Here is a 21,615-nt window from a genome sequence, read left to right as displayed (position 1 = left end):
ATCGTGCGGGTGTTGGTGACGGGCGGGCTCGGCGTGAACGGCTCCTGGGTGGTCCGGGAGCTCGTCGGTCGCGAGCATGAGGTCGCCGTGTTCGAAAACCGCCGCGACCTCTCCCTGGTCGAGGACGTGGCCGAGAAGATCGAGCTGATCGTCGGTGACGTTCGCGACGCCGACGCGGTCACTGGCGCGGTGTCGCGGGTGCGTCCCGACTGCGTCGTGCACCTCGCCGCTTTCGTCTCGTGCGAGACCGACCCGCACACGGCGATCGCAGTGAACATCGGCGGCGCCGCCCGGGTGTGCGAGGCGGCGGCCGCGGCGAGCGTGCGGCGTGTGGTCTACACCAGCTCGAAGGCGGTCTACGGCCCCACGACGGGCGCGCGCGGCTACCCGACCTACGCGCCGATCGTTGAGGACGACGAGCGACGACCCCGCGGGATGTACGACATCACCAAGACCGCGGCGGAGGACGTGCTGGATTGGTACGCCCGCACCACCGGCCTGGAGTGCGTCAGCCTGCGGTTCTCCACGATTTACGGCCCGGGCAAGCTGCAGCGCCACGGTGCGCTCGCGGGCTTCGGCCAGCAGATCTCCGTCTACAGCGCGATGGTCGAGCTGCCGGCGTCGGGTCGGTCCTTCGCGCTCGACCACGGCGCGGACGAGCGCGACGACCTGATCTACGTCCTCGACGTGGCCGATGCCATCGCGCTCGTGGCATCGGCGCCCGGGCCGCTGCGCCACCGCGCCTACAACGTCTCAAGCGGTCGGGCGATCTCGCTCGGCGAGTTCGCGGACGTGATCCGGCGGGCCATTCCCGGCGCCGTGCTCGAGCTCGGCCCGGGCCTGAACCCGATGGACGCGAAGGAGAGCGCCTACATGGTGCTCGACCGCACCCGGATGGAAGAGGAGTTCCAATGGCGCCCCCGCTACGACCCGGACCGAGCGGTCCGGCACTACTACGAGCACGTGACGGCGCGCCGGCCGTGATGAGAGCGGCGGTCTACCACGCCCCGGGACGTGCCGCCGACGTCCTCGAGGTCGTCGATCTCGAGGTGCCCGAGCCAGGCCCCGGCCAGGTGCGCGTAAGGATCACCACCTCGGGGATCAACCCGACCGACTGGAAGACCCGCGCCGGGCTGACGCGGCGCCGCCCGGACGGGTTCCAGGTTCCCCACCACGACGGAACCGGCGTCGTCGACGCGGTCGGTGCCGGCGTCACCGGGCTCGCGGCCGGACAGCGCGTGTGGCTGTACCTCGCCGCCTACCACAATCGGTACGGCACCGCGGCCGAGTATGCGGTGGTGCCTGCGGAGCGGGCCGTGCCGCTGCCCGACGGCGCCACCGACGACCTCGGCGCCTGCCTCGGTGTACCGGCACTGACCGCCGCGCACTGCCTCGGTGGCCGCCCAGAGGCGGTACGGGGCCGGACGGTGCTGGTCACGGGCGGCGCGGGCGCGGTCGGACACTTCACGATCGAGCTCGCCAAGCACGCAGGGGCCCGCGTGGTGGCGACGGTGAGCTCGGCGGAGAAGCAAGCGCTCGCCGAGGCCGCCGGGGCCGACCACGTCGTCCGCTACACCGAGCCCGGTGCGGCGCAGCGCGTCCTGGACCACGCGGGCCCGGTGGATCGAATCGTCGAGGTCTCGCCGGCCGCGAACCTGGAGCTGGACCTCGCGGTGATCGCGCCCCGCGGCACGATCGCCACCTACGCCGCGGACGAGACGCTGACCCTGCCTGGCGGTCCGTTGATGACCAAGAACCTCACGTGGTCGTTCGTTCTGCTCTACGGGCTGTCGGCCGATCAGCTGACCGATGCGGTGCGCTGGACCGCCGACGCGCTCGCCGCAGGGGCCCTCACGGCCCTGCCGGTGGCGGCGTACCCGCTGGACGAGGTGGCCGCGGCCCAGGACCGGGTTGAGCAGGGGTTCGTCGGGAAGGTCGTGGTCCGGATGGCTGGGCGATGAGCGAGGTGTCGATCACCCAGCTCACGCCGCTATCGTTCCTCGAGCGGTCGGCCGAGGTGTTCGCCGAGCACCCCGCCGTGGTACACGGCGACGAGGTGTGGACCTACCGCGAGTTCGCCGCGCGGGTGCAACAGCGGGCGCGGATGCTGCGCGCCGCCGGAGTGCGGCCGGGCGACCGGGTCGCCTACCTGATGCCGAACGTGCCGGAGGTGCTGGCCGCGCACTTCGCCGTGCCGCTGGCTGGGGCGGTGCTGGTCGCGATCAACACCCGGCTCGCCCCCGAGGAGGTCCGCTACATCCTCGACCACTCCGGGGCGCGCGTGCTGGTACTCGACGCCGCCTTCGCCGGCACCGTCGCCCCGATTGCCGACTCGCTCGCGACGGTGCGGACGATCGCGGTCGCGGTCGACCCGCTCGGGCCGAACCCGGCCGTCGAGGTCCCGGGCGCGATCGCGTTCAACGACTTGCTCGCGGTCGCGGACCGGGAGCAGGCCGAGTTCCCCTGGACCGTCGACGACGAGCGGGCACCGATCGCGATCAACTACACCTCCGGCACCACCGGGCGACCCAAGGGCGTCGTCTACACCCACCGCGGCGCCTACCTGAACTCCTTCGGCGAGATCATCCACTCCCGCCACGACGACGGCAGCGTCTATCTGTGGACCCTGCCGATGTTCCACTGCAACGGCTGGTGCACCACCTGGGCGCTGGTCGCGGTGGGCGGTACGCACGTCTGCCTGCGTGAGGTGCGCGGCGACCGGGTGTGGGAACTCATCGACCGCCACGGGGTCACCCACCTCAACGGGGCGCCCACGGTCCTCACCACGATCATGCAGGCCGAGCGAGCACACCCGCTCGACCGCACACTCGTCGTCACCACGGCGGGGGCGCCGCCGAGCCCGACGACCATCCTCGAGATGGAGCGGCTGGGCTTCTCGATCGTGCACGTCTACGGCCTCACCGAGACCTACGGTCCGTACACGGTCAACCAGCCCCAGCGAGCGTGGGACCGGCTCGGTCCCGAGGAGCGCGCGGCGCTGCAGGCCCGCCAGGGCGTGAGGATGCTGCAGGCGGAACGGGTCCGCGTCGTCGACGAGCACATGAACGACGTCCCCGCCGACGGCACCACGATGGGCGAGATCGTGATGCGCGGCAACAACGTCATGCAGGGCTACTTCCGTGACCCAGAGGGCACGGCGAAGGCGTTCGCCGGCGGCTGGTTCCACTCCGGCGACCTCGGTGTCATGCATCCCGACGGGTACATCGAGCTCCGCGACCGTGCGAAGGACGTGATCATCTCAGGCGGCGAGAACATCTCGACGATCGAGGTCGAGCACGCCGTCGCCTCCCACCCGGACGTCCTGGAGGTCGCCGTGGTCGGGGTCCCCGACCCGAAGTGGGGCGAGCGACCGAAGGCGTTCGTCGTGGCCAAACCCGGGACCGACCCGACCGAGGCGGAGCTGCTCGAGCACGTGCGGTCCCGGATCGCCCGCTACAAGGCACCCCGCGAGGTCGAGTTCGTCGCGGAGCTGCCCAAGACCTCCACCGGCAAGGTGCAGAAGTTCGAGCTGCGTGAGAAGGAGTGGTCCGGCCAAGCCGCGCGCATCCGCGGCTGAGCACCACGAGGAGCCCCGATGAGAGTCGGCACCATCGACGTCGTGCCCGTCCTCGACGGCACGGCGCGGCTGCCGGTGCAGAACACGGTGGTCCACGCCGGCGGAGCGCCGTGGACCTGCCACCACCAGCCGCTGGACGCCCACGGACGAATCCGGATGGACGTCGGCGCGTTCCTGATCCGCACGGCTGGGCGTACGGTCCTGGTGGACGCGGGCACCGGCCCCGACTTCGCCCCCGACGGGTTCGTCACCGGCGGGCTGCTGGCGAACCTCAGCCGCATTGGCGTCCTGCCGGAGGACGTCATTGACGTCGTGTTCACGCACACGCACCCCGACCACGTCGGCTGGTCGACTGCGCGCGGCGAGGTGACCTTCCCGCGCGCCACGTTCCGCGTGCACGCCGACGACTGGGCGCACTTCATGACCGGCCCAGTGGCGGACCCCGCACTGCAGGAGTCGCTCGCGCCGATCACCGGGCGCGTCGAGACCTTCGGCGCGGAGACCGAGCTGCTGCCGGGGCTGATCGCCCGGCCCGCGCCCGGGCACACCCCCGGCTCGACGATCTTCGTCGTGAGCGACGCGGGCGAGCGGGTCCTCCTGCTCGGCGACGTCCTGCACACGGTGGCGGAGCTGACCGACCCCGGGTGGGAGGGCATGTTCGACGTCGACCGCTCCGCCGCCACCGCGATGCGCAAGCGCCTCGCCGACGAACTGGCCGAGTCCGGCGACCCCTTTGCGCCTGCACATTTCCCCGAACTGGCGTTCGGCCGTCTGATCACGGCCGACGGGATGAGGAGGTTCGTATGGGCGTGACGACGGTCGGGACAGGCCGCGTCCTCGACGGCCGCGTCGCCGTGATCACCGGGTCGAGCCGCGGCCTCGGGCGCGAGTTCGCACTCCGGCTCGCGGCCGAGGGCGCCGCCGTCGTCGTCTCCGGCAAGAGCGAAACCGAATCCGAGCGGCTGCCGGGCACCATCCACAGCGTCGCCCGCGAGGTCACCGAGCGCGGCGGCACCGCGCTCGCGGTGCGGGCGAACGTCCGCGAGGAGGCCGACGTCGAGCGGCTGATCGGCACGACCGTGGCCAAGTTCGGCCGGCTCGACATCCTGATCAACAACGCAGGTGCGCTCTGGTGGGAGAACGTGCTCGACACCCCGCCCAAGCGCGTCGCGCTGATGTACGAGGTCAACCTCCGCGCGGCCTACCTCGCGACCTACCACGCGCTTCCACACATGATCGCTGGCGGCTGGGGCCACATCGTGATGAACAGCCCGCCGATCACCACCGAGCCGACACCCGGCTATGCCATGTACTACGCGATGAAGATGGGGATGACGCGACTCGCGATCGGCGTTGCCGCGGAGCACCGGTCCGACGGCGTGGCCGCGAACAGCCTGTGGCCCGCCACCCCCATCGACTCCTACGCCACCCGCAACTGGCCGACGGAGAAGATGGGCCGGCCCGACCAGTGGCGCAGCCCGCGGATCATGTGCGACGCGCTGATGGAGATCCTCCGCTCCGACCCGGCAACCTGCACCGGCCGCCAGTTCATCGACGAGGAGCTGCTGGCGGAGCGGGGCTGGACACCCGAACAGCTCGAGGGCTACTGGCTGGCGGGCAGGCGGCCCGACGACCCGATGTGGATCGACGAGCGCGCGTACGTGGCGCACTGACCGGCTCCGGGCGGGCGGCCGGTGCGGCGCCGAGGTCGGCGAGGATCCACTGGACCGTCGCGGCCACCCCGGCCCGGTCGACCTCGGCGCGGTCGATCTCGGCACGGCGCAGCGCGCAGGCCCCGGCCAGCCCAGCCGGGCGGACGTACACGACGATCCCGCGGCTCGCCTCGGCGAAGCGGCGCATCACGTCGTCGAGCTCGCGGCGGCACGGGCACGCCGTCGCGCGCAGCACGTCCCCGGTGAGGCACTCGACGTGCACGTGGACCGGCACCGCGGGATCGACCGGCCCCGCCACCAGCGCGAGGTGTTCGGCCGCGTCCCAAATGCTCGCATACCCGATCGCGGTGAAGCGTCCGTGCACGGTGGGCAGCGCGGTCTGCACGACCCGGCGAACCTGTGGCTCGCTGCGCCGTCGGAGGGCAACGACGTCGGCGATGTGGACCACGACCAGGTCGTGCTCGGCGGCGAAGCGCTCGAGCTCGGCGCCGCAGGCGAGCTCGCCGGGCCGGTCCTGCGACACGATCTCGCAGAGGGCTCCGGCCGCGGGCAGATCCGCGAGCTGGGCCAGGTCGCAGGCCGCCTCCGCCCGCCCCGGCCTGCCCAGCACCCCGCCCGGCTGCACCTGCAGCGGGACGACGTGCCCCGGCCGCGTGAAGTCCGAGGCGACGGAGGCGGGGGAGCCGAGCGCGGCGATCGTCGCGGCGCGGGCCGCCGCGGATATCCCGGTCCCGGTCCCGTTCAGGTCGACGGTCACCCGGAAGGCGCCGCGGTCCAGACCGTCCGCGTCGGGGTGCATGGCGTCGAGCCCCAGCCGGTCGCACGCTTCGGCCGGCAGCGCGACGCAGACGAAGCCGGAGGTGTGGCGCACGGTGAACCCCACGAGCGCGGGCGTAACCACCGTGGCGGCGAACACGATGTCACCCGCGCCCGCACGGCCCGCGTCGCCGACCAGGACGACCGGGCGGCCCGCCGCGACCGCCTCGACGGCGGCGCGCGCCCGCTCGGGGCAACCGGACCGGAGGAGACCCACATCAACTCCTAGCTATAGCTAGGAAGCGGCGGCCAGGCGCCGGAAGCGGCTGGCGTGGAAGACCAGCGGCGCCGCCGAGGGATCAGCGCGCACACCGCGGACCTGCATCAAGACGATGTCGTGGTCGCCTGCCGGCACCTCGGCGTGGATGGTGCAGTCGAGCCACACCGTGGCCCCGCGCACGAAGACCGCCCCCTCCGGCGTCGCGACCCAATCGACCCCCGCGAACCGGTCACCGGTCCGGCTCGCCAGCTGGGTGCACAGGACGTCGTGGCCCTCGGCGAGCACGCTGAGACCGAGGCGGCCCCCCCTGCGCAGCCACGGCCACGTCGTCGAGCGATCCTGCACGCAGATCGACACCAGCGGCGGTTCCAGCGACACAGAGGTGAACGAGCTCGCCGCGAGCCCCACCGGGGCGCCGTCGCGCTCGCCGCAGACGGCGATGACCCCGGAGGGGAAGCACCCGAAGGCGTGCCGGAGCTGTTCTCCCGTGGTGACCGGCACGATCCCCGTCATTCGACGCCCCCTTCCTGCGGGCGGCAGTGCCCGAGCGGCAGCGACGGTAAGCGCGCACCGGGGCCCGGGACTGTGACTGGGGTCGCCCTGCCAAGCGGGCGGACGCGGGGTCTCAAACGCACCCGCTGCGCCAGCCTGCTCCGCCGGGAAGGTCGCAGAGTGTGTCGCCGTGTCCGACCGTGCCGCAAAGTACCGGCGTGACCTGCGCGTGTTCCTCGATAGGCACGGCCGCGGCTGCGGATCGACCGCTCCCCGGTCGGCGGTCACGACGGGGCCACGGGTGTCACGTTCGTGGTGAATGAGGAGGCCGCAGGCTCGATGCCTGGGCAGGCCTGTACATCAGTGAGGAGCGGGTCGCCGCTCACGAGGCCGCGCTCGGGCGCCGACCGTTGGCGCGACGTCTGACGGACGCGGACCCAGGTCACGGTTTTCCCGGCCCGGAACCCCGACACTCCCGGTTCCGCGAGTGGACCGACAGCGGAGGTGCCGAGAGTGATCAGACTCGACGAACAGGTAGCGATCGTGACGGGCGCGGGTCGCGGCATCGGCCGGGCCCACGCCCTGCTCCTGGCCGAGCGCGGCGCGACGGTCGTCGTGAACGACCTCGCCGTCGAGGCCGACGGCGCCCCGCGGGCCCAGCTGGTGGTCGACGAGATCGTCGCGCGAGGCGGCCGCGCCTACGCATCCACGCACAATGCGGCGTCGGAGAGCGCGTGCGCCGAGCTCGTGCAGTGGGTCGACCGCGAGCTGGGACGACTCGACGCCCTGGTGCTCAACGCCGGCCTCACCCTCTTCGCACAGGGCGAGCAGTCCCTGCACGTCGGCCAGGGCTTCTCGACGGCCGATCTCGCCACCGTCCGCGCCCAGGTCGAGCTGCAGCTGATGGGGGTCTACTACCTGGGGCAACCCGCGTGGGCGCTGATGGAGCGAGCCGGGTACGGCCGCATCGTGCTGACGTCGACGTCGGCGATCTTCGGCTACCGCGGCGACGGCTCCTACGGCGCCGCGAAGTGCGCGGTCCTCTCGCTGGCCCGCACGATGAGCGCGGAGGCCGTCGCGAAAGGCCTCGACATCCGGGTCAATGTCGTCTCGCCGTCGGCGGCCACCAACCTCGGCAGCGGCAACGGCATGCACGACCGGTACGCCGCGGGCTTCAGCGGCCGCAACACCCCGGAGAACGTGTCCGGCGCGGTCCTCTACCTGGCCAGCCGTGAATGCGCCGTGACCGGGGAGTGTCTACGGGTCGGTGGCTCCTACGTCGGCCGGAACTTCATCGCGCAGACCCCGGGCTGGGTGCACACCGGCGACGGGGCCCTCTCGCCCGAGGCCGTCATGGCGCACCTCGGCGACATCACAGCCGAGGACGGCTACGTCGTACCCACGGACGCCGAGGACTGCATGACGTTCATGATGACCCGGGTCCGGGACGCGCTCGCCCCGACGCCGTGAGCGGCTGGCCCCGCATCGGGATCCACTACGGCCCCACCGATCGTTCCATGCCGTTGCCGGAGCTGGCGGAGGAGGCACAGGCCCGCGGGTTCACGGCCGTGGTCGTGCCGGAGCACACCCACATCCCGGTGTCCCGCGCGACGCCGTGGCCGCTCGCCGGGGACATGCCCGAGAAGTACAAACGCCTGCTTGATCCGTACATCGGGCTCTCCTTCGTGGCCGCCCGAACCGGGCTGGACGTCGGCACCTGCATCTCGCTGGTCGCCCAGCACGATCCCGTCGCGCTGGCGAAGGCGATCGCGACACTCGATCACCTGTCCGGCGGCCGGTTCCTGCTCGGTGTCGGCTACGGCTGGAACGCCGAGGAGCTCGCCCACCACGGGCACCGGTTCACCGATCGGCGCACGGTCGTGCGCGACCACGTCCGCCTCATGCGCGCGCTCTGGGAGCAGGACGAGGCGGAGTACGCCGGCGCAACTATCCGCCTGGAGCCGAGCTGGTCATGGCCGAAACCGGTGCAGCGGCGCCTGCCGGTGCTCCTCGGCGGTGGCCTGTCCGCGCGCAACCTCACCGAGGTCCTCGACTGGGCGGACGGCTGGTTCCCCGTCGTGCACACCGACACGCGGGCGCTCATCGACGGCGCCCGCACACTGCGGACCGCGTGGGCGGACGCCGGCCGCGAGGGCGAGCCGATCGTCGCGGTGATGCAGGGGATGGTCCCCGGCGACGTGCTCCGACGGAACCTGGAGGTCTACGCGTCTTCGCAGGTCCGCCGCGTGTTCCTCCATGTCCCGACGGCACCCTGCGCCGAGGTCCTGCCGCTTCTGGACCGGTACGCGGCCGTCTTGCACCGCTCCTGAGTCGCGGATCGGAGTCACAGTCATCGCGCGTGCCGCGGCTGAGACTTCCCCCAACCTGGATCGAAGTGGAGGTAGCGGTGCAGACCATCAAACTCGTGGACGCACGCGACGGGATCGAGATCGGAGCGGGCATCCATCTCGACGTCCGCACCGTGGGGACCGGGCCGCGCACCGCGCTGGTGCTCCCGGGCGCCGAGCGCACGGACGAGGACGAGGCGTTCCTCGCGGCACTGTCGGCGGAGTTCACCGTGGTGATGCCCAGCCACCCCGGGTTCGGCCGGTCACCGCGGCCGTCCTGGTGCACGTCGGTGGACGACCTGGCCTACTTGTACCTCGGTTGGCTGGAACGCACCGGCTTCACCGACGTCACGCTGATCGGACTGCAGTTCGGCGGATGGGTCGCGATGGAGATGGCGGTCCGCAGCTGCGCCCGGCTGTCCCGCCTTGTGCTCGTCGACAGCGTCGGCGTCAAGCTCGGCGACCCGACCGACCGGGAGATCGCGGATCTGTTCGCCGCGTCGCACGCCGATCTCGACGAGTGGATCTACGCCGACCCTGCGTTCCGCATGGGCGAGCTGAGCCAGGCACCGGAGGACGCGGTGCTGGAGATGGCGCGCAACGAGGAGGCATTGGCCGTCTACGGCTGGCAGCCATACCTGCACAACCCGCGACTGTCCCACTGGTTGTGGCAGATCTCGGTGCCCACCCTGGTCGCCTGGGGCGCGCGGGACGGGATCGTCGCCCACGAGTACGGGCGCGCGCTCGCCGACCGGTTCAGCGACGCCCGTTTCGAGCTGATCGAGGACGCCGGTCACCGTCCGCAGGTCGAGCAGCCCGAGCAGCTGGCAAAGCTCGTCCTGGCCGCCGATCTCTGACCGCCGAGCCCCGCCCGCCGCCGCCCCTCCCACGAAGGAGTCATGACCGGTGAAGTTCTGGTACTTCAGCGAGTGCGCCTATCCGTACCTCCCCGACGAGGACACCTACGACTCGGTTCGCGTCACCCTGCCCAACCGCATCGCCGATCCCGACGTCGCCGCCCGGCTGTGGGACCGGTACCTGCTCGAATGGCAGATCGCGGACGAATGCGGTCTGGACATCCAGATCAACGAGCACCACTCCACCGCGACCTGTATGAACGTGACGGCCCCCATCGTCGCCGGTGTCCTGGCCCGGGAGACGAAAAACGCTCGGATCCTCCTGCTGGGGAACCCGGTGGCGAACCGGCCCGACCCGGTCCGCGTGGCCGAGGAGATGGCGCTGGTCGACGTCCTCAGCCACGGCCGACTCGACGTCGGGTTCGTGCGGGGGGTGCAGTACGAGATCTCAGCGACCAACGCCTCGCCGGTGCGTTCGACCGAACGGCTGTGGGAGGGGATCGAGCTGATCACGAAGGCCTGGACCACCCACGACGGGCCGTTTAACTGGGAGGGCGAGTTCTTCCACCACCGCCAGGTCAACATCTGGCCGCGCCCCTACCAGCAGCCGATGCCCCCGGTCTGGGTCACCGCCGCGACCCCGGCGAGCATCCCGGCCATCGCCGACCGCGGCTACCGGGCGGCGACGTTCCTCGTCGGCCACAAGGGAGCCCGGACGCTGTTCCAGGCCTACCGGGACCGCTGCGCCGAGACGGGTGCCCCGGCGCCGGGTGACGACCGGTTCGGGTACGCCGCGCTCGTCTACACGGGGAAGACGGACGAGGAAGGCATGGAGGGCGCGCAGAAGCTCCTCTGGTACATCCACAGCAACAAGGTGGCGTCGCAGTTCGTCTATCCCCCGGGCTACATGCCCTACTTCGCCCGCGCCGCGGGCCTGCGGGGTGACTTCTCCCTCTCCCCGGTGCCCGATCTCAAGTCCATGTCGCTGGAAGAGCTCATGGAGCACGGCGTGCTCTTCGCCGGGAGCGCGAAGTCGGTGGTCGATCAGATCGAGCGGTTCAACGAGCAGGTCGGCGGCTTCGGCCACCTGTTGATCATGGGGCAGGCCGGTCATCTGGAGCACGAAATGACCGTCCGCGGTATCCGCCGGTTCGCCGAGGACGTCGCCCCGGAGCTGGCTCGGCTGACCGGCTGACCTCGTCGTGTTTCCGCAGGTCAGACGAGCAGCGTGGAGGCATGATCGTCATCACAGGTTCGCGGACCTGAGTCACAGAAAGGGTCGGTCGCGCTGGCGAGTATTCGCCCAACGCGGCCGATGGGCCGCACGAACCTCGGAGGAGTTCCCATGCCCCAGGTCTTCCGGCCCCGGCGGCTCTTCGCGTTCGCCGCGAGCCTCGCCCTGCTCCTCGGACTGCTCGGCTGCTCGTCGGGGTCCGCCGCGTCGCAGGAGGCCGCCGCGGACGTCCCACCGGAGTACGCCCAGCTGTACGCCGCCGCCCGCGCGGAGGGCAGGGTCAAGGTCTACATGGTCCTGGTGCCACCGGTGGTGGAGGCGCTGAAGAAGGGCTTCGAGCAGAAGTACCCCGGCGTCACCCTCGACGCGGTGCGGCTCACCGACCCGGAGATGCTTCCTCGCGTCGACGCCGAGCTGGGCACCGAGCAGGGCACGGCCGACCTGCTGCTGAACACCTCGGTCGCCTGGCTGCGCAAGCACGGGGCCCAGAACGCCTGGGCGGCGGCTGACCGCAGCCCCCTGGCGAACGGTGCGAGCGGCTACGACCCCGAGGCCTGGTTCGACGCCACCCACAAGATGTACGAGGTCGGCGCCGCGCTCATCACGTTCGCGTGGAACACCGACCTCGTCCCGGGCGGCATTCGCGACTACCCCGACCTGCTCGACCCGGCGCTGAAGGGCAAGCTCGGCGTGAACCAGCTCTCCTCGGGCCAGGCGACCGACTTCTACACCTGGCTCGAGCAGACTTTCGGCACCGAGTACTACGAGGGCCTGGCCGCCATGAACCCACGCATCTACGAGGCCACGGCCCCGATCGTCGCAGCGCTGGGGGCCGGGGAGATCGCCGCCGCGAACTGGGCGTCTCCGCAGCTCGTGGAGGATGCCAGGAAGAAGGGCGCTCCGATCGACTACGCGCTCTCGCCGAAGGGCTCGTTCGCCGCGCGCGGGTTCGCCGTCCTCAATGCGAAGGCGAAGGCGCCGAACGCCGCACAGCTGTTCCTCGACTACCTGCTCTCCGCGGAGGGCCAGAGGATCGCCTGGCAACACGGCAGCTCCGTTCTCAACCCGCCGCCGGAAGGCGTGCTCACGACTCAGGACAAGCTCGCGCCGATGAATCCTTACGGCACCTCCGGCGACGAGATCGCCGCCGCCCAGCAGCGGTTCGACGCGCTCTTCCGCTAGCGGGGACGCGATCACTTCCGGTCAATGACGATCCGACGGAGAAATGAGGACGCGGGTGTCCCACCTGCTGGTGACGAACCTCCACAAGCAGTTCGCCGGAAAGCCCCCGACCACGGCGATCGACCAGCTCTCGTTCGAGATCGAGGAGGGCGAGTTCGTCGTCCTGCTGGGCCCGAGCGGTTGCGGGAAGACCACGACGCTGCGCTGTCTGGCCGGTCTGGAGAAGGCCGACGCGGGCACGATCACGCTGGGTGGCCGCACCTGGTTCGACTCCGCCCGACGCGTCGCGCTTCCCCCGGAGAAGCGCAACATCGGCATGGTCTTCCAGTCCTACGCGCTCTGGCCGCACATGACGGTGCGCCGTAACATCGGCTACCCACTGCGGGCCCGGCGCAAGAAGGGCCAGGACGCGGCCCGCTGGGTCGAGGAGGCCGCGGCCCTCGTGGGCTGCCAGAACCTGTTGGACCGCTACCCGGCCCAGCTGAGCGGCGGCCAGCAACAGCGGGTGTCGCTTGCCCGCAGCCTGGTGTCGCGGCCCGATCTCATCCTCTTCGACGAACCGCTGTCCAACCTCGACGCGAAGCTGCGCGAGGACGTCCGCGCCCAGCTGCACGAGCTGCACCGCCGCCTGCGGTTCACGGCCGTCTTCGTGACGCACGACCAGAGCGAGGCACTGGCGCTGGCGGAGCGGGTCGCGGTGATGCGGGAGGGACGGTTCGAGCAGATCGGCACCCCGCACGAGGTCTTCGAGCACCCGGCGACCGAGTACGTCGCCGACTTCATCGGCCTGTCGGTGCGGCTCGAGGCCACGCGCACCGACGGGATCACCCGGCTTGCCGGTGTGGCGGCGGACGGCCGGCTTCCCGCGCCGGTCCGGCATGGGGAGTTTGTTCTGCGAGCCAGGCCTGACGATCTGCGGATCGGCCCGACCGCGCCGGCGCTGCCGACGATGACCACGGTTCCGGTGTCGATCGTCGACAAGGTCTTCGGTGGCCGGACCATCGACGTCTACGTGCGTCTCGGGGAGCAGCGCGTCCATGCGCGCATCCCCGTCGACGACACCTACGGCTGGGTCCGCGGGCTGCGCGCCGGTGATGAGGTCGTGCTCGGGTTCCGGCCGGAGAACGTCCGGGCGTACGCGAGCGACGGCGCGGCGATCGTCCCCGACGAGGCGCTGAGCCCGCTGGGGAGCTGACGATGGCCGTCTCGACAGTCACGTCCTCCACACCGACCGGTCGGCTGCTCACGTTCACTGGAAGGCGTATCGCCGCGGTCGCGTTCGTCCTGCCGCTGGCCTACCTGGTCCTCGCCCCCATCTTCTGGCTCCAACTGGAGGCGCTGGGTGACGGGGCGTCCGCCTACGAGGCGGAGTTCGGCCGGGCGACCATGCCCGAAACGCTGATCTCTACCGCGTGGTTGGCGTGCGGCTCGCTCGCCATCGCCATGGTGCTCGGCACCCTGCTGGCTTGGTCGGCGACGCTGCTGCCGCCCCGACTGCGGTTCATGCGGATCCTGCCGATCTTCCCGATGATCCTGCCGCTCGTCTCCCAGGTCCTCGGCTGGATCTTCCTACTCTCCCCAGGACCCGGCTACCTCAATGCGGTGCTGCGCCGGCTGCCCTGGTGGAGCGGCCTCACCGGCGGACCGGTCGACGTCTACTCGCTGCCGTGGATCGTGATCATCACCGGCGTCTCGCTGACGTCGTTCGTCTACCTCTTCGTCAGCGCCGGCTTTCAGAACATCAACTCCGAGCTCATCGAGTCCGCCCACGTCAGCGGCTCGTCCGGGATCGGGGTCTTCCTGCGGGTGATCCTGCCGATCATCCGCCCCCAGCTGCTGTACGGCGCCGCAGTGGCACTGCTCATCGGACTGGGGCAGTTCACCGTGCCGCTGCTGCTCGGGCGCACCAACGGTGTCCGCGTGATCACGACCGAGATCTTCATGGCGCTCTACGGACGCCAGCCGCAGGACCCTGCGGCCGCCGCCGCGATCGGGTCGCCGCTGCTGGTCGTCGGTGTGGCCGTCGTGCTGATCCAGCGGTTCCTGCTGGGCAACTCCAGCCGGTTCGTCACCCACGGCGGAAAGGGGTTTCGGCCGGTCCGGCGCAGCTCGGTGCTGCCGGCGGTGTTCATCGGGACGTATCTGCTGCTGTCGACCGTGGCACCCCTCGTCGGGCTGGTGATCGTCGCGCTCTCCCCTTACTGGACCTCCACCGTCGTCCCGGACGCGCTCTCGCTCGACAACTTCCGCACGCTGTTCGCTGAGCCGAACCTGGTCGACGCGATCTGGACGAGCATCTGGGTGTCGTTCCTCGCCGTCTGTATCTGCCTGCCGATCGGGTTCGTCGCGTCGTCGCTGCTGCTGCGCGCGAAGGACATGCCCGTGCTGCGGGGCGTGCTCGACGTGCTCATCGCGTTGCCGCTGGGCGTTCCGGCTGTGGTCTTCGGGGTCGGTTTCCTGCTGACCTACAGCCGGGAGCCGTTCTTCCTGTACGGCACGAACTGGGTCATCCTCGTCGTCTACGTGACGATCATGCTGCCGTTCACGACGCGGATGCACATGTCCGGGATGGCGGCGCTGGGTGACGCCTACCTGGAGGCGTCGCGTGTCTGCGGCGCGGGGCCGCTCCGCACCAATCTGCAGATCGTCCTGCCGCTGCTGCGGGGCAGCGTCGGCGGCGCGGCCGCGCTGATGTTCGTGCTGCTCACGCACGAGTTCACCGCGTCGCTGCTGGTCCGCTCCACCGACGTGCAGGTGATGGGCACGATCCTCTACGACACCTTCACCAACGGCTACTACCCGCTGGTCGCGAGCATCGCGCTGATCATGACCGTCGTGACCTTCGCGGGCGCCGCGCTCGCGCTGCTCGTCGGCGGCGCAGGAACGCTCGAGGACCTGTAGCGATACCCGCGAGGAGAGACGCATGGATTTCGAGAACAAGGTCGCCGTGGTCACCGGGGGTGGCAACGGCATCGGCAACGCCACGTGCGTCGCCTTCGCCCGGCACGGCGCCGACGTCGTCGTGGTCGACCGCGACGAGGCGGCCGCCGAGGCGACCGCGAAGACGATTCGCGAGTCGGGTCGCACGGCCGTGGCGGTGGCCGCGGACGTGACGAACCCGGCCGACGTGCAGCGCTACGTCGCTGCCGCGGTCGAGCACTTCGGCCGCATCGACTGCTTCTTCAATAACGCCGGCATCGGCGGACGGATCGCCCCGATCACCGAGTACACCGACGAGGACTTCGCCACGGTGATCGACGTCAACCTCCGAGGCGTCTTCCTCGGGCTCCGGCACGTGCTGCGCCAGATGCAACAGCAGGGAAACGGAGCCGTGGTGAACACGTCGTCGGCAGCGGCGCTGCTGCCGGGCCCCGGGCTGTGCGCGTACGTGGCCTCGAAGAATGCGGTCCTCGGCCTGACCCGGGTAGCGGCGGCCGAGGTGGCCGACCGCGGGATCCGCGTCAACGCCGTGTGCCCCGGCCCGGTCGAGACCCAGGCGATGCGGCTACTGGACGAGCAGGCCGGCGGGGAGGAGGCGATCCGTCGGCGGCGGGCGGCGCTGCCGACGGGTCGCTACTCGACCCCCGAGGAGGTGGCGAACGTCGTGCTGTTCCTGTGCTCGGACCTGGCCGCGAACACGACCGGCGCCCACTACGTCGTCGACGGCGGGCGCACCGCGATCTCGGGGGTGGGCCGATGAAGATCGGATTGCAAGTCTCGGACTTCACGTGGCCGGGCGGCCCGGGCACCCTCGCCGCCGACCTCCGGGCGATCGCCCGGGCGGCCGAGGACGCGGGCTTCGCCCGCCTCGCCGTCGCCGACCACCTCTGGCAGGTGAACACCAACGGCCCGCCCGAGAACGCCATGCTCGAGGCATACACGACCCTCGGATTTCTCGCGGCGTGCACCTCCCGCATCGAGCTGCTCACCTGGGTCAGCGCGGTGTCCTTCCGGGAACCGGCTCTGCTGGCCAAGTGCGTGACCACCCTCGACGTGCTGAGCGGTGGACGGGCCTGGCTGGGCATCGGCGCGGGCTGGTTCGAGGAGGAGGCCCGCGGGCTGGGGCTCCCGTTCCCACCGCTGGCCGAGCGGTTCGAGCGGCTGGAGGAGGCGCTGCAGATCTGCCTGCAGATGTGGTCCGGCGACGACGGACCGTATGCCGGCACGCACTACGTGTTGGACCGCACGCTGAACAGCCCGCAGCCGCTTCAACGGCCTCATCCGCCGATCCTCATCGGCGGCGGCGGTGAGCGGAAGACGCTCCGGCTGGTCGCCCAGTATGCGCAGGCGTGCAACCTCTTCGCGGATGACGATCTCGCGCACAAACTCGCCGTGCTGGACAAACATTGCGCGGCAGTGGGTCGCGACCGCAGCGAGATCGAGACGACCGTCGTCCTTCCGCCACGCGACCCCGGGCCGGACGGCGAGAACACCGACGTGATCGTGGCCGAGCTACGGCAGCTGGCCACGCTGGGCGTCGATCACGTGCAGCTGAAGGTGCCGCGCATGGTGGAGATCCGTCCGCTGGAGCTGTTCGGCGAACGGATCATCCCTGTGGTGGCGGCGCTGTGAGTGCCACGATGCGCGCCGTCGAGATCACCGGTGGAGGCGGCGGGCCCGAGGTGCTGAAGCCCGCGGAGCGGCCCGTACCGCAGCCGGGCCCCGGCGAAGTGCAGATCGCGGTCGCGGCCGCCGGCGTCAACGGGCACGACCTGCACCACCGCCGGCACGGATCCCATCCGCTGCTACCCGGCGAGTCCGACCTGCCCGGACTGGAGGTCTCCGGGACCGTCGCCGCCGTCGGCCCGGGGGTGACCCGCTGGTCGGTGGGCGAACCCGTCGTGGCACTGCTGCGCGGCGGCGGCTACGCGGAGTACGTGGTCGCGCCCGCGGGCCTGTGCCTGCCGGTGCCCACAGGCCTGACGATGGTCGAGGCTGCGGCCATGCCGGAGACGACGTTCACCGTGTGGAGCAACGTCTTCGCCGACGGATGGCTCCGACCGGGACGGCGGATGCTCGTGAACAGCGGCACCAGCGGGATCGGCGTCACCGCGATCCAGCTGGCGAGCGCGCTCGGCGTCGAGGTGTACGCGACCGCCGGCGGTGCGGACCGCTGCGCCGCGTGCGTCGATCTCGGGGCGCGGGCCGCGATCGACTACCGCAGCGAGGACTTCGCCCAGCGCCTCCCCGAGCTCGCCGGCGGCGTCGACCTGATCGTGGAGCTGGTCGGCGGGGACTATCTGGACAAGGACGTACAGCTCCTCGCCCCGGACGGCCGGCTCGTCCTCATCGGGCTGGCTCGCGGGCCCCGGGCCGAGATCGACTTCGCCACGGTGGCCGCCAAGCGGTTGACGATCACCGGCTCGCTGCTGCGGCCACGCCCGCCGGCGTACAAGGAGGAGATCGCCCGGGACGTGGAACGGATCGTGTGGCCGCTCGTCGAGGCCGGGCGGGTGCGCCCGGTGCTGCACGCCGTTGTCCCGCTGGACGACGCCGCCGAGGCGCACCGGATTCTGGAGGCCCGCGGCCACGTCGGCAAGGTCGTCCTGCAGGTGGGAGCGCGGTGACCACACCGTCCGAGATCACGCGGGCCGGACGCACGATCGACCCTGCCGCGCTGGCCGCCTGGTCGGCGAGCTTCTTGGCCGATCAGCCCGTCGACGTCCGGGACGCGATCCTCGCCGACAGCCGCACCGTGACGTTCCCGGCCGGCACGCTGATCGACACCGGCCAGGACTACCGGGTCTGCCTCGTCCACCACGGCCGGATCGCAGCGAAGGTGGTGTCGAGCGCGGGCCGGGAAGTCACCACGCGATACCTGTCGGCCGGTCAGATCAGCGCGGTGCCGGCGATGCTCACCCACGGGTCGCCGTCGCAGCTGGAGGCGATCGCCGACACCGAGGTGTCGCTGCTGAACCCCACCACGTTCCGCGGTCTGATGCGGACCCGGCCGGAGCTCACCTACGCCGTGGCCGTGTATCTCGCCGAGTCCACCTACGAGGCGGTCCTCCTGCTCGAGCACAACCTGTTCAGATCGGTGCAACAGCGAGTGAGCCGGCACCTGCTGGAGATGGCGTCCCCGACCACCGATGGACTCGTGGTGCAGACCGACCAGGCCGCGCTCGCCAACGCCATCGGATCGGTGCGCGAGGTGGTCGCGCGAGCGCTACAGAAGCTCAGCGACGCGGGCGCGATCCGCCGGTCCCGCCGACAGATCTGGATCGAAGACCCGACCCTGCTGCGAACGATCGCCGCAGGCCGAGACCGGCGATCTGCTGCGGAACGAGAAGCACCGGTCGCGGCGGTGCCGGTGCCCGGCGCTGGCGTGCGGTCGCGGCAGGCTTGGTCGCAGAGCATCCTCGGCGACCAGGACCTGCAGGTCCGCGACGCTCTGCTCGGCGACGCGGCGGTGGTGCGCTACCCGGCGGGCGCCCAGATCAGCCGCGGTGGCGACAGCTACCGGGTCCTGCTCGTCCACAGCGGCCGCTTACGCGCAAAGGTGACCGCCTGGGACGGGCGCGAAGTCACCGTCCGGTACGTCACGGCCGGGCAGTTCGCCGCGCTGCCCGCGATGCTGACGCATGGCGCCCCGTCCTCGATGGAGGCGGTCACGCCCGTCGAGGCGACTCTTCTCGACCCGGCGCTCTTCCGGCGGCTGCTGCGGACGCGCGCCGATCTCGCCTACGAGGTAGCCGTCCACCTGGCCGAGCTGACCTACCAGTCGGTACTCAATCTGGAGGAGAATCTGTTCGGGTCGGTGCAGGCGCGAGTGTGCCGACACTTACTGGAGATGGCGGTCCCGACCGTGAACGGCCTGGTCGTCCACGCCGACCAGGCCGATCTCGCGAACGCGATCGGCTCGGTGCGCGAGGTCGTCTCCCGCGCGCTGAAGAAGCTTGCCGACGTCGGCACCATCCGCCGCTACCGGCGACAGATCTGGATAGAGGACCCGCGGTCCCTGCGTGCCCTCGCAGAAGCCGATCTTGGAACGAGGTCGTATCGATGAACTACCGGTTGGACGATGAGCTCGTCCGGATCGCCGCGCAGCTTCCCCGCGTCGATCGCAGCGATGTCGCCGCCGCCCGCGCTGCCGCCGCCCGCCGCGCCGCCGCTGAGGCCGATGCGCCGTGCGACGGCATCGCGGTGGAGGACCGGCTCGTTCCGACCGCCGACGGGGCGGAGATCCGGCTGCGGGTCTACCGACCGGAGGCACGAGCGAACCGCGGGGCGATCTACCACGTCCACGGCGGCGGCTTCATCACCGGCGACCTGACCATGAGCCACGCGCTCAACCTCGAGTTCGCACGGGAGACCGGCGCGGTCGTCGTGGCCGTCGAGTACCGGCTGGCCCCGGAGTGGCCGTACCCCACACCGGTCGAGGACGTCTACACCGGCCTCGTCTGGCTGCACGAGCACGCAGCCGAACTCGAGGTCGATCCCGGCCGCCTCGTCGTCCACGGCCAGAGCGCGGGCGGCGCACTCGGCACCGGAGCTGTACTGATGGCGCGCGACCGGAACGGGCCACCGATCCGCTTCCTGCTGCTCACCTCGCCGACGGTCGACGACCGCGCCACGACACGCAGCAGCCGGATCTTCACCGACACCCCGGTGCTGACCCGCCGCGACGTCGAGCTGACCTGGGCGGCGTACCTGGGCGAGATCCGGCGCGCGAGCGCAGACGTTCCGGCCTACGCTGCACCCGCCCGGGCGCGGGACCTCAGCGGTCTCCCCCCGACATACATCTCCGCGGCCGAGGCCGACCCGCTCCGGGACGAGGCGATCGCCTTCGCTCACGCACTTCTCAACGCAGGCGTGTCGGTGGAACTGCACGTCTTCCCGGAGACTTTCCACGGGTCGCTAGCGTTCCGGGATGCGGAGGTCAGTAGGCGGCAGGTCGGCGAGGAGATCGCCGTGCTGCGGCGAGCGCTCGGGCAGCGGCTCAGGTCAAGCCGCTGAGCCCGCGCAGGTACCATAACCACGTAGTCGTCCAGTTCGTGATCGCCATGTCAGGCGCAGGAGCTGCTAGATCGGGGGATGGGCAGTGGGCCCGTGTCACGAGCGCCCTCCGCGAACCCGAGGAGCGCCCCCGGCGGCAAGGCAACGAGATGCCTCCCGACCCAGATCATCCGCCGTCGATACCGGGCCGGGAGGCACGCTGCATACCAGCGCTCGCCCTCGTATGGACGGCCTTGTCATAGCGATCATCCACTGTGGACTTGATGTCAATGTCTCTGTCAATGAAACTGCGGCGCCCATGTGCAGCAGGGACAGACAGACCGTGGTTCACCCCAGGTCCGGGGACTGCCAGCGCCAGGCCTGCCAGCTCACCTTCGACTTTTAATCCGCGGGTTCAGGGTTCGATCCCCTGGGGGAGTGTCCGATCAACGGTGTAACCGGTGATGGTGAGTTTCAGGTGTTGCTGGGGACGATACGGCCTTCGAAGGTGATCGCGAACGCGTTCAGCGCCGGCTTCCAGCGCATCGACCACCGGGCTCGGCCCTTCCCGGTCGGGTCCAGCGAGCGGGTCACGAGGTAGAGGCATTTCAGCGCGGCCTGCTCGGTCGGGAAGTGTCCGCGGGCGCGGATCGCGCGCCGGTAGCGGGCGTTGAGCGACTCGATCGCGTTCGTCGAGCAGATGACCCGGCGTATCTCGACGTCGTAGTCGAGGAACGGCACGAACTCCGCCCACGCTCGCTGCCAGAGCGTGCCGATCGCTGGGTAGCGGGTGACCCAGCGTTCAGCGAACTCGTCGTAGCGGGCCTTCGCTGCTTGCTCGGTCGGTGCGGTGTAGACCGGGCGCAGGTCCTTCGACATGGCTTCCCAGTCGCGGCGGGAGGCGTAGCGGAAGGTGTTGCGGATCAGGTGGAACTTATGCCGACGTCGGCATAAGCTGCATTATGCCGACCTCCGGGTTATGCCGAGGTCGATCCAGATCGCCTGTGGGGCAACGGTTTCGGGCTGGCGAGGTCGGCATAATCAGAGCGCTTGGAGCCAGGCGAGCAGGCTGTCCGGTGGTTGGTATCGGCCGGTGCGGCCGTTCGGTGGCCGGGTTCTGGCGAGTGCTTGCTCCTTCAGCTTGAGGTCTGAATCGCCCTGGGTGGTGGAGAGGCTCTGATCTAGCAAGGAGACTGGAGCCGTGCCTGCACCTCGGAAGTTCGATGAGGAGACCCGCGCCCGCGCGGTGCGCCTGTACGCTGACCGGCTGCGTGATCACGG

Annotated in this window: 18 protein-coding genes and 2 pseudogenes; 17 read left to right on the top strand and 3 right to left on the bottom strand. The window is 70.8% G+C overall.

Annotation, left to right across the window (positions count from 1 at the left end; translation table 11 throughout):
- The first annotated feature begins 3 nt into the window (after positions 1-3).
- The 5 genes and pseudogenes from BUE41_RS29005 to BUE41_RS32325 all read left to right on the top strand — a co-directional run.
- Complete coding sequence (locus tag BUE41_RS29005; RefSeq protein WP_073460546.1) at positions 4-984, top strand: NAD-dependent epimerase/dehydratase family protein; 981 nt, start codon at positions 4-6, stop codon at positions 982-984.
- Complete coding sequence (locus BUE41_RS29000; RefSeq protein WP_073460545.1) at positions 984-1,961, top strand: NADPH:quinone reductase; 978 nt, start codon at positions 984-986, stop codon at positions 1,959-1,961. The genes BUE41_RS29005 and BUE41_RS29000 overlap by 1 nt, the downstream gene beginning before the upstream one ends.
- Positions 1,958-3,577 carry an acyl--CoA ligase family protein gene (locus BUE41_RS28995; RefSeq protein WP_073460544.1) on the top strand — a complete coding sequence of 540 codons (1,620 nt, stop codon included), beginning with the start codon at positions 1,958-1,960 and terminating at the stop codon, positions 3,575-3,577. Before BUE41_RS29000 ends, BUE41_RS28995 begins: the two co-directional genes overlap by 4 nt.
- Before the next feature lie 18 nt (positions 3,578-3,595).
- Positions 3,596-4,390, top strand: coding sequence for an MBL fold metallo-hydrolase (locus BUE41_RS28990; protein ID WP_073460543.1), 795 nt, complete (start codon positions 3,596-3,598; stop codon positions 4,388-4,390).
- Positions 4,381-5,124, top strand: a pseudogene (locus BUE41_RS32325) (SDR family NAD(P)-dependent oxidoreductase); the annotation flags it as partial. The gene BUE41_RS28990 and the pseudogene BUE41_RS32325, both read left to right, overlap by 10 nt.
- Position 5,125: 1 nt before the next feature.
- Here BUE41_RS32325 and BUE41_RS28980 read toward each other — a convergent pair.
- Together BUE41_RS28980 and BUE41_RS28975 are read right to left on the bottom strand one after the other, a co-directional pair.
- Positions 5,126-6,283: a 3,4-dihydroxy-2-butanone-4-phosphate synthase gene (locus BUE41_RS28980; RefSeq protein ID WP_073460541.1), complete on the bottom strand. Its 1,158-nt coding sequence runs from the start codon at positions 6,281-6,283 to the stop codon at positions 5,126-5,128.
- 18 nt (positions 6,284-6,301) lie between these two features.
- Complete coding sequence (locus BUE41_RS28975; RefSeq protein ID WP_073460540.1) at positions 6,302-6,799, bottom strand: flavin reductase family protein; 498 nt, start codon at positions 6,797-6,799, stop codon at positions 6,302-6,304.
- A 492-nt stretch (positions 6,800-7,291) separates the two neighbouring features.
- Between BUE41_RS28975 and BUE41_RS28970 the strand changes: the two genes are divergently transcribed.
- From BUE41_RS28970 to BUE41_RS28910, 12 genes are all read left to right on the top strand, one after another.
- Entirely contained in the window at positions 7,292-8,248 is a 957-nt protein-coding gene (locus BUE41_RS28970; RefSeq protein ID WP_073460539.1) for an SDR family NAD(P)-dependent oxidoreductase, read from the top strand.
- A gap of 47 nt (positions 8,249-8,295) precedes the next feature.
- A complete protein-coding gene (locus BUE41_RS28965) occupies positions 8,296-9,108 on the top strand; it encodes a TIGR03619 family F420-dependent LLM class oxidoreductase (RefSeq protein WP_073460557.1) in 813 nt (270 codons plus the stop codon).
- A gap of 95 nt (positions 9,109-9,203) precedes the next feature.
- Positions 9,204-9,983, top strand: a complete 780-nt coding sequence (locus BUE41_RS28960; protein ID WP_234997657.1) for an alpha/beta fold hydrolase — start codon at positions 9,204-9,206, stop codon at positions 9,981-9,983.
- A gap of 49 nt (positions 9,984-10,032) precedes the next feature.
- Entirely contained in the window at positions 10,033-11,178 is a 1,146-nt protein-coding gene (locus BUE41_RS28955; RefSeq protein ID WP_073460538.1) for an LLM class flavin-dependent oxidoreductase, read from the top strand.
- A 150-nt stretch (positions 11,179-11,328) separates the two neighbouring features.
- A complete protein-coding gene (locus BUE41_RS28950) occupies positions 11,329-12,399 on the top strand; it encodes an ABC transporter substrate-binding protein (RefSeq protein ID WP_073460537.1) in 1,071 nt (356 codons plus the stop codon).
- A 55-nt stretch (positions 12,400-12,454) separates the two neighbouring features.
- Positions 12,455-13,594 carry an ABC transporter ATP-binding protein gene (locus BUE41_RS28945; protein ID WP_073460536.1) on the top strand — a complete coding sequence of 380 codons (1,140 nt, stop codon included), beginning with the start codon at positions 12,455-12,457 and terminating at the stop codon, positions 13,592-13,594.
- Between the two features lie 2 nt (positions 13,595-13,596).
- Positions 13,597-15,300 carry an ABC transporter permease gene (locus tag BUE41_RS28940; RefSeq protein WP_073460535.1) on the top strand — a complete coding sequence of 568 codons (1,704 nt, stop codon included), beginning with the start codon at positions 13,597-13,599 and terminating at the stop codon, positions 15,298-15,300.
- A gap of 22 nt (positions 15,301-15,322) precedes the next feature.
- Positions 15,323-16,099: an SDR family NAD(P)-dependent oxidoreductase gene (locus BUE41_RS28935; RefSeq protein WP_073460534.1), complete on the top strand. Its 777-nt coding sequence runs from the start codon at positions 15,323-15,325 to the stop codon at positions 16,097-16,099.
- The gene (locus tag BUE41_RS28930) at positions 16,096-16,971 is read left to right on the top strand and encodes an LLM class F420-dependent oxidoreductase (protein WP_073460533.1); all 876 of its coding nucleotides are present in this window, start codon (positions 16,096-16,098) and stop codon (positions 16,969-16,971) included. Before BUE41_RS28935 ends, BUE41_RS28930 begins: the two co-directional genes overlap by 4 nt.
- A complete protein-coding gene (locus BUE41_RS28925) occupies positions 16,968-17,966 on the top strand; it encodes an NAD(P)H-quinone oxidoreductase (protein WP_234997656.1) in 999 nt (332 codons plus the stop codon). Before BUE41_RS28930 ends, BUE41_RS28925 begins: the two co-directional genes overlap by 4 nt.
- 284 nt (positions 17,967-18,250) lie before the next feature.
- Positions 18,251-19,405, top strand: a complete 1,155-nt coding sequence (locus tag BUE41_RS32320; RefSeq protein WP_234997659.1) for a Crp/Fnr family transcriptional regulator — start codon at positions 18,251-18,253, stop codon at positions 19,403-19,405.
- Positions 19,402-20,355, top strand: a complete 954-nt coding sequence (locus BUE41_RS28910; protein ID WP_073460531.1) for an alpha/beta hydrolase — start codon at positions 19,402-19,404, stop codon at positions 20,353-20,355. The genes BUE41_RS32320 and BUE41_RS28910 overlap by 4 nt, the downstream gene beginning before the upstream one ends.
- A gap of 453 nt (positions 20,356-20,808) precedes the next feature.
- Here the strand turns inward: BUE41_RS28910 and BUE41_RS28905 are convergent.
- Positions 20,809-21,264, bottom strand: a pseudogene (locus BUE41_RS28905) (transposase); the annotation flags it as partial.
- Positions 21,265-21,615: the final 351 nt, after the last annotated feature.

Source organism: Pseudonocardia thermophila, from assembly GCF_900142365.1.
In the GTDB taxonomy this organism is placed as follows: Bacteria; Actinomycetota; Actinomycetes; order Mycobacteriales; family Pseudonocardiaceae; genus Pseudonocardia; species Pseudonocardia thermophila.
Note: the sequence above shows the minus strand (reverse complement) of the source record. Positions and strands in the feature narration are given on the sequence as shown.

Bases quoted from the DNA above. Each gene is read 5' to 3' on its own strand.
- BUE41_RS29000 (WP_073460545.1), top strand. From the start codon at position 984: ATGAGAGCGGCGGTCTACCACGCCCCGGGACGTGCCGCCGACGTCCTC.
- BUE41_RS28940 (WP_073460535.1), top strand. From the start codon at position 13,597: ATGGCCGTCTCGACAGTCACGTCCTCCACACCGACCGGTCGGCTGCTC.
- BUE41_RS28965 (WP_073460557.1), top strand. From the start codon at position 8,296: ATGCCGTTGCCGGAGCTGGCGGAGGAGGCACAGGCCCGCGGGTTCACG.
- BUE41_RS28975 (WP_073460540.1), bottom strand. From the start codon at position 6,799: ATGACGGGGATCGTGCCGGTCACCACGGGAGAACAGCTCCGGCACGCC.
- BUE41_RS28930 (WP_073460533.1), top strand. From the start codon at position 16,096: ATGAAGATCGGATTGCAAGTCTCGGACTTCACGTGGCCGGGCGGCCCG.
- BUE41_RS28950 (WP_073460537.1), top strand. From the start codon at position 11,329: ATGCCCCAGGTCTTCCGGCCCCGGCGGCTCTTCGCGTTCGCCGCGAGC.
- BUE41_RS32320 (WP_234997659.1), top strand. From the start codon at position 18,251: ATGCTCACCCACGGGTCGCCGTCGCAGCTGGAGGCGATCGCCGACACC.
- BUE41_RS28995 (WP_073460544.1), top strand. From the start codon at position 1,958: ATGAGCGAGGTGTCGATCACCCAGCTCACGCCGCTATCGTTCCTCGAG.
- BUE41_RS28910 (WP_073460531.1), top strand. From the start codon at position 19,402: ATGAACTACCGGTTGGACGATGAGCTCGTCCGGATCGCCGCGCAGCTT.
- BUE41_RS28935 (WP_073460534.1), top strand. From the start codon at position 15,323: ATGGATTTCGAGAACAAGGTCGCCGTGGTCACCGGGGGTGGCAACGGC.
- BUE41_RS28990 (WP_073460543.1), top strand. From the start codon at position 3,596: ATGAGAGTCGGCACCATCGACGTCGTGCCCGTCCTCGACGGCACGGCG.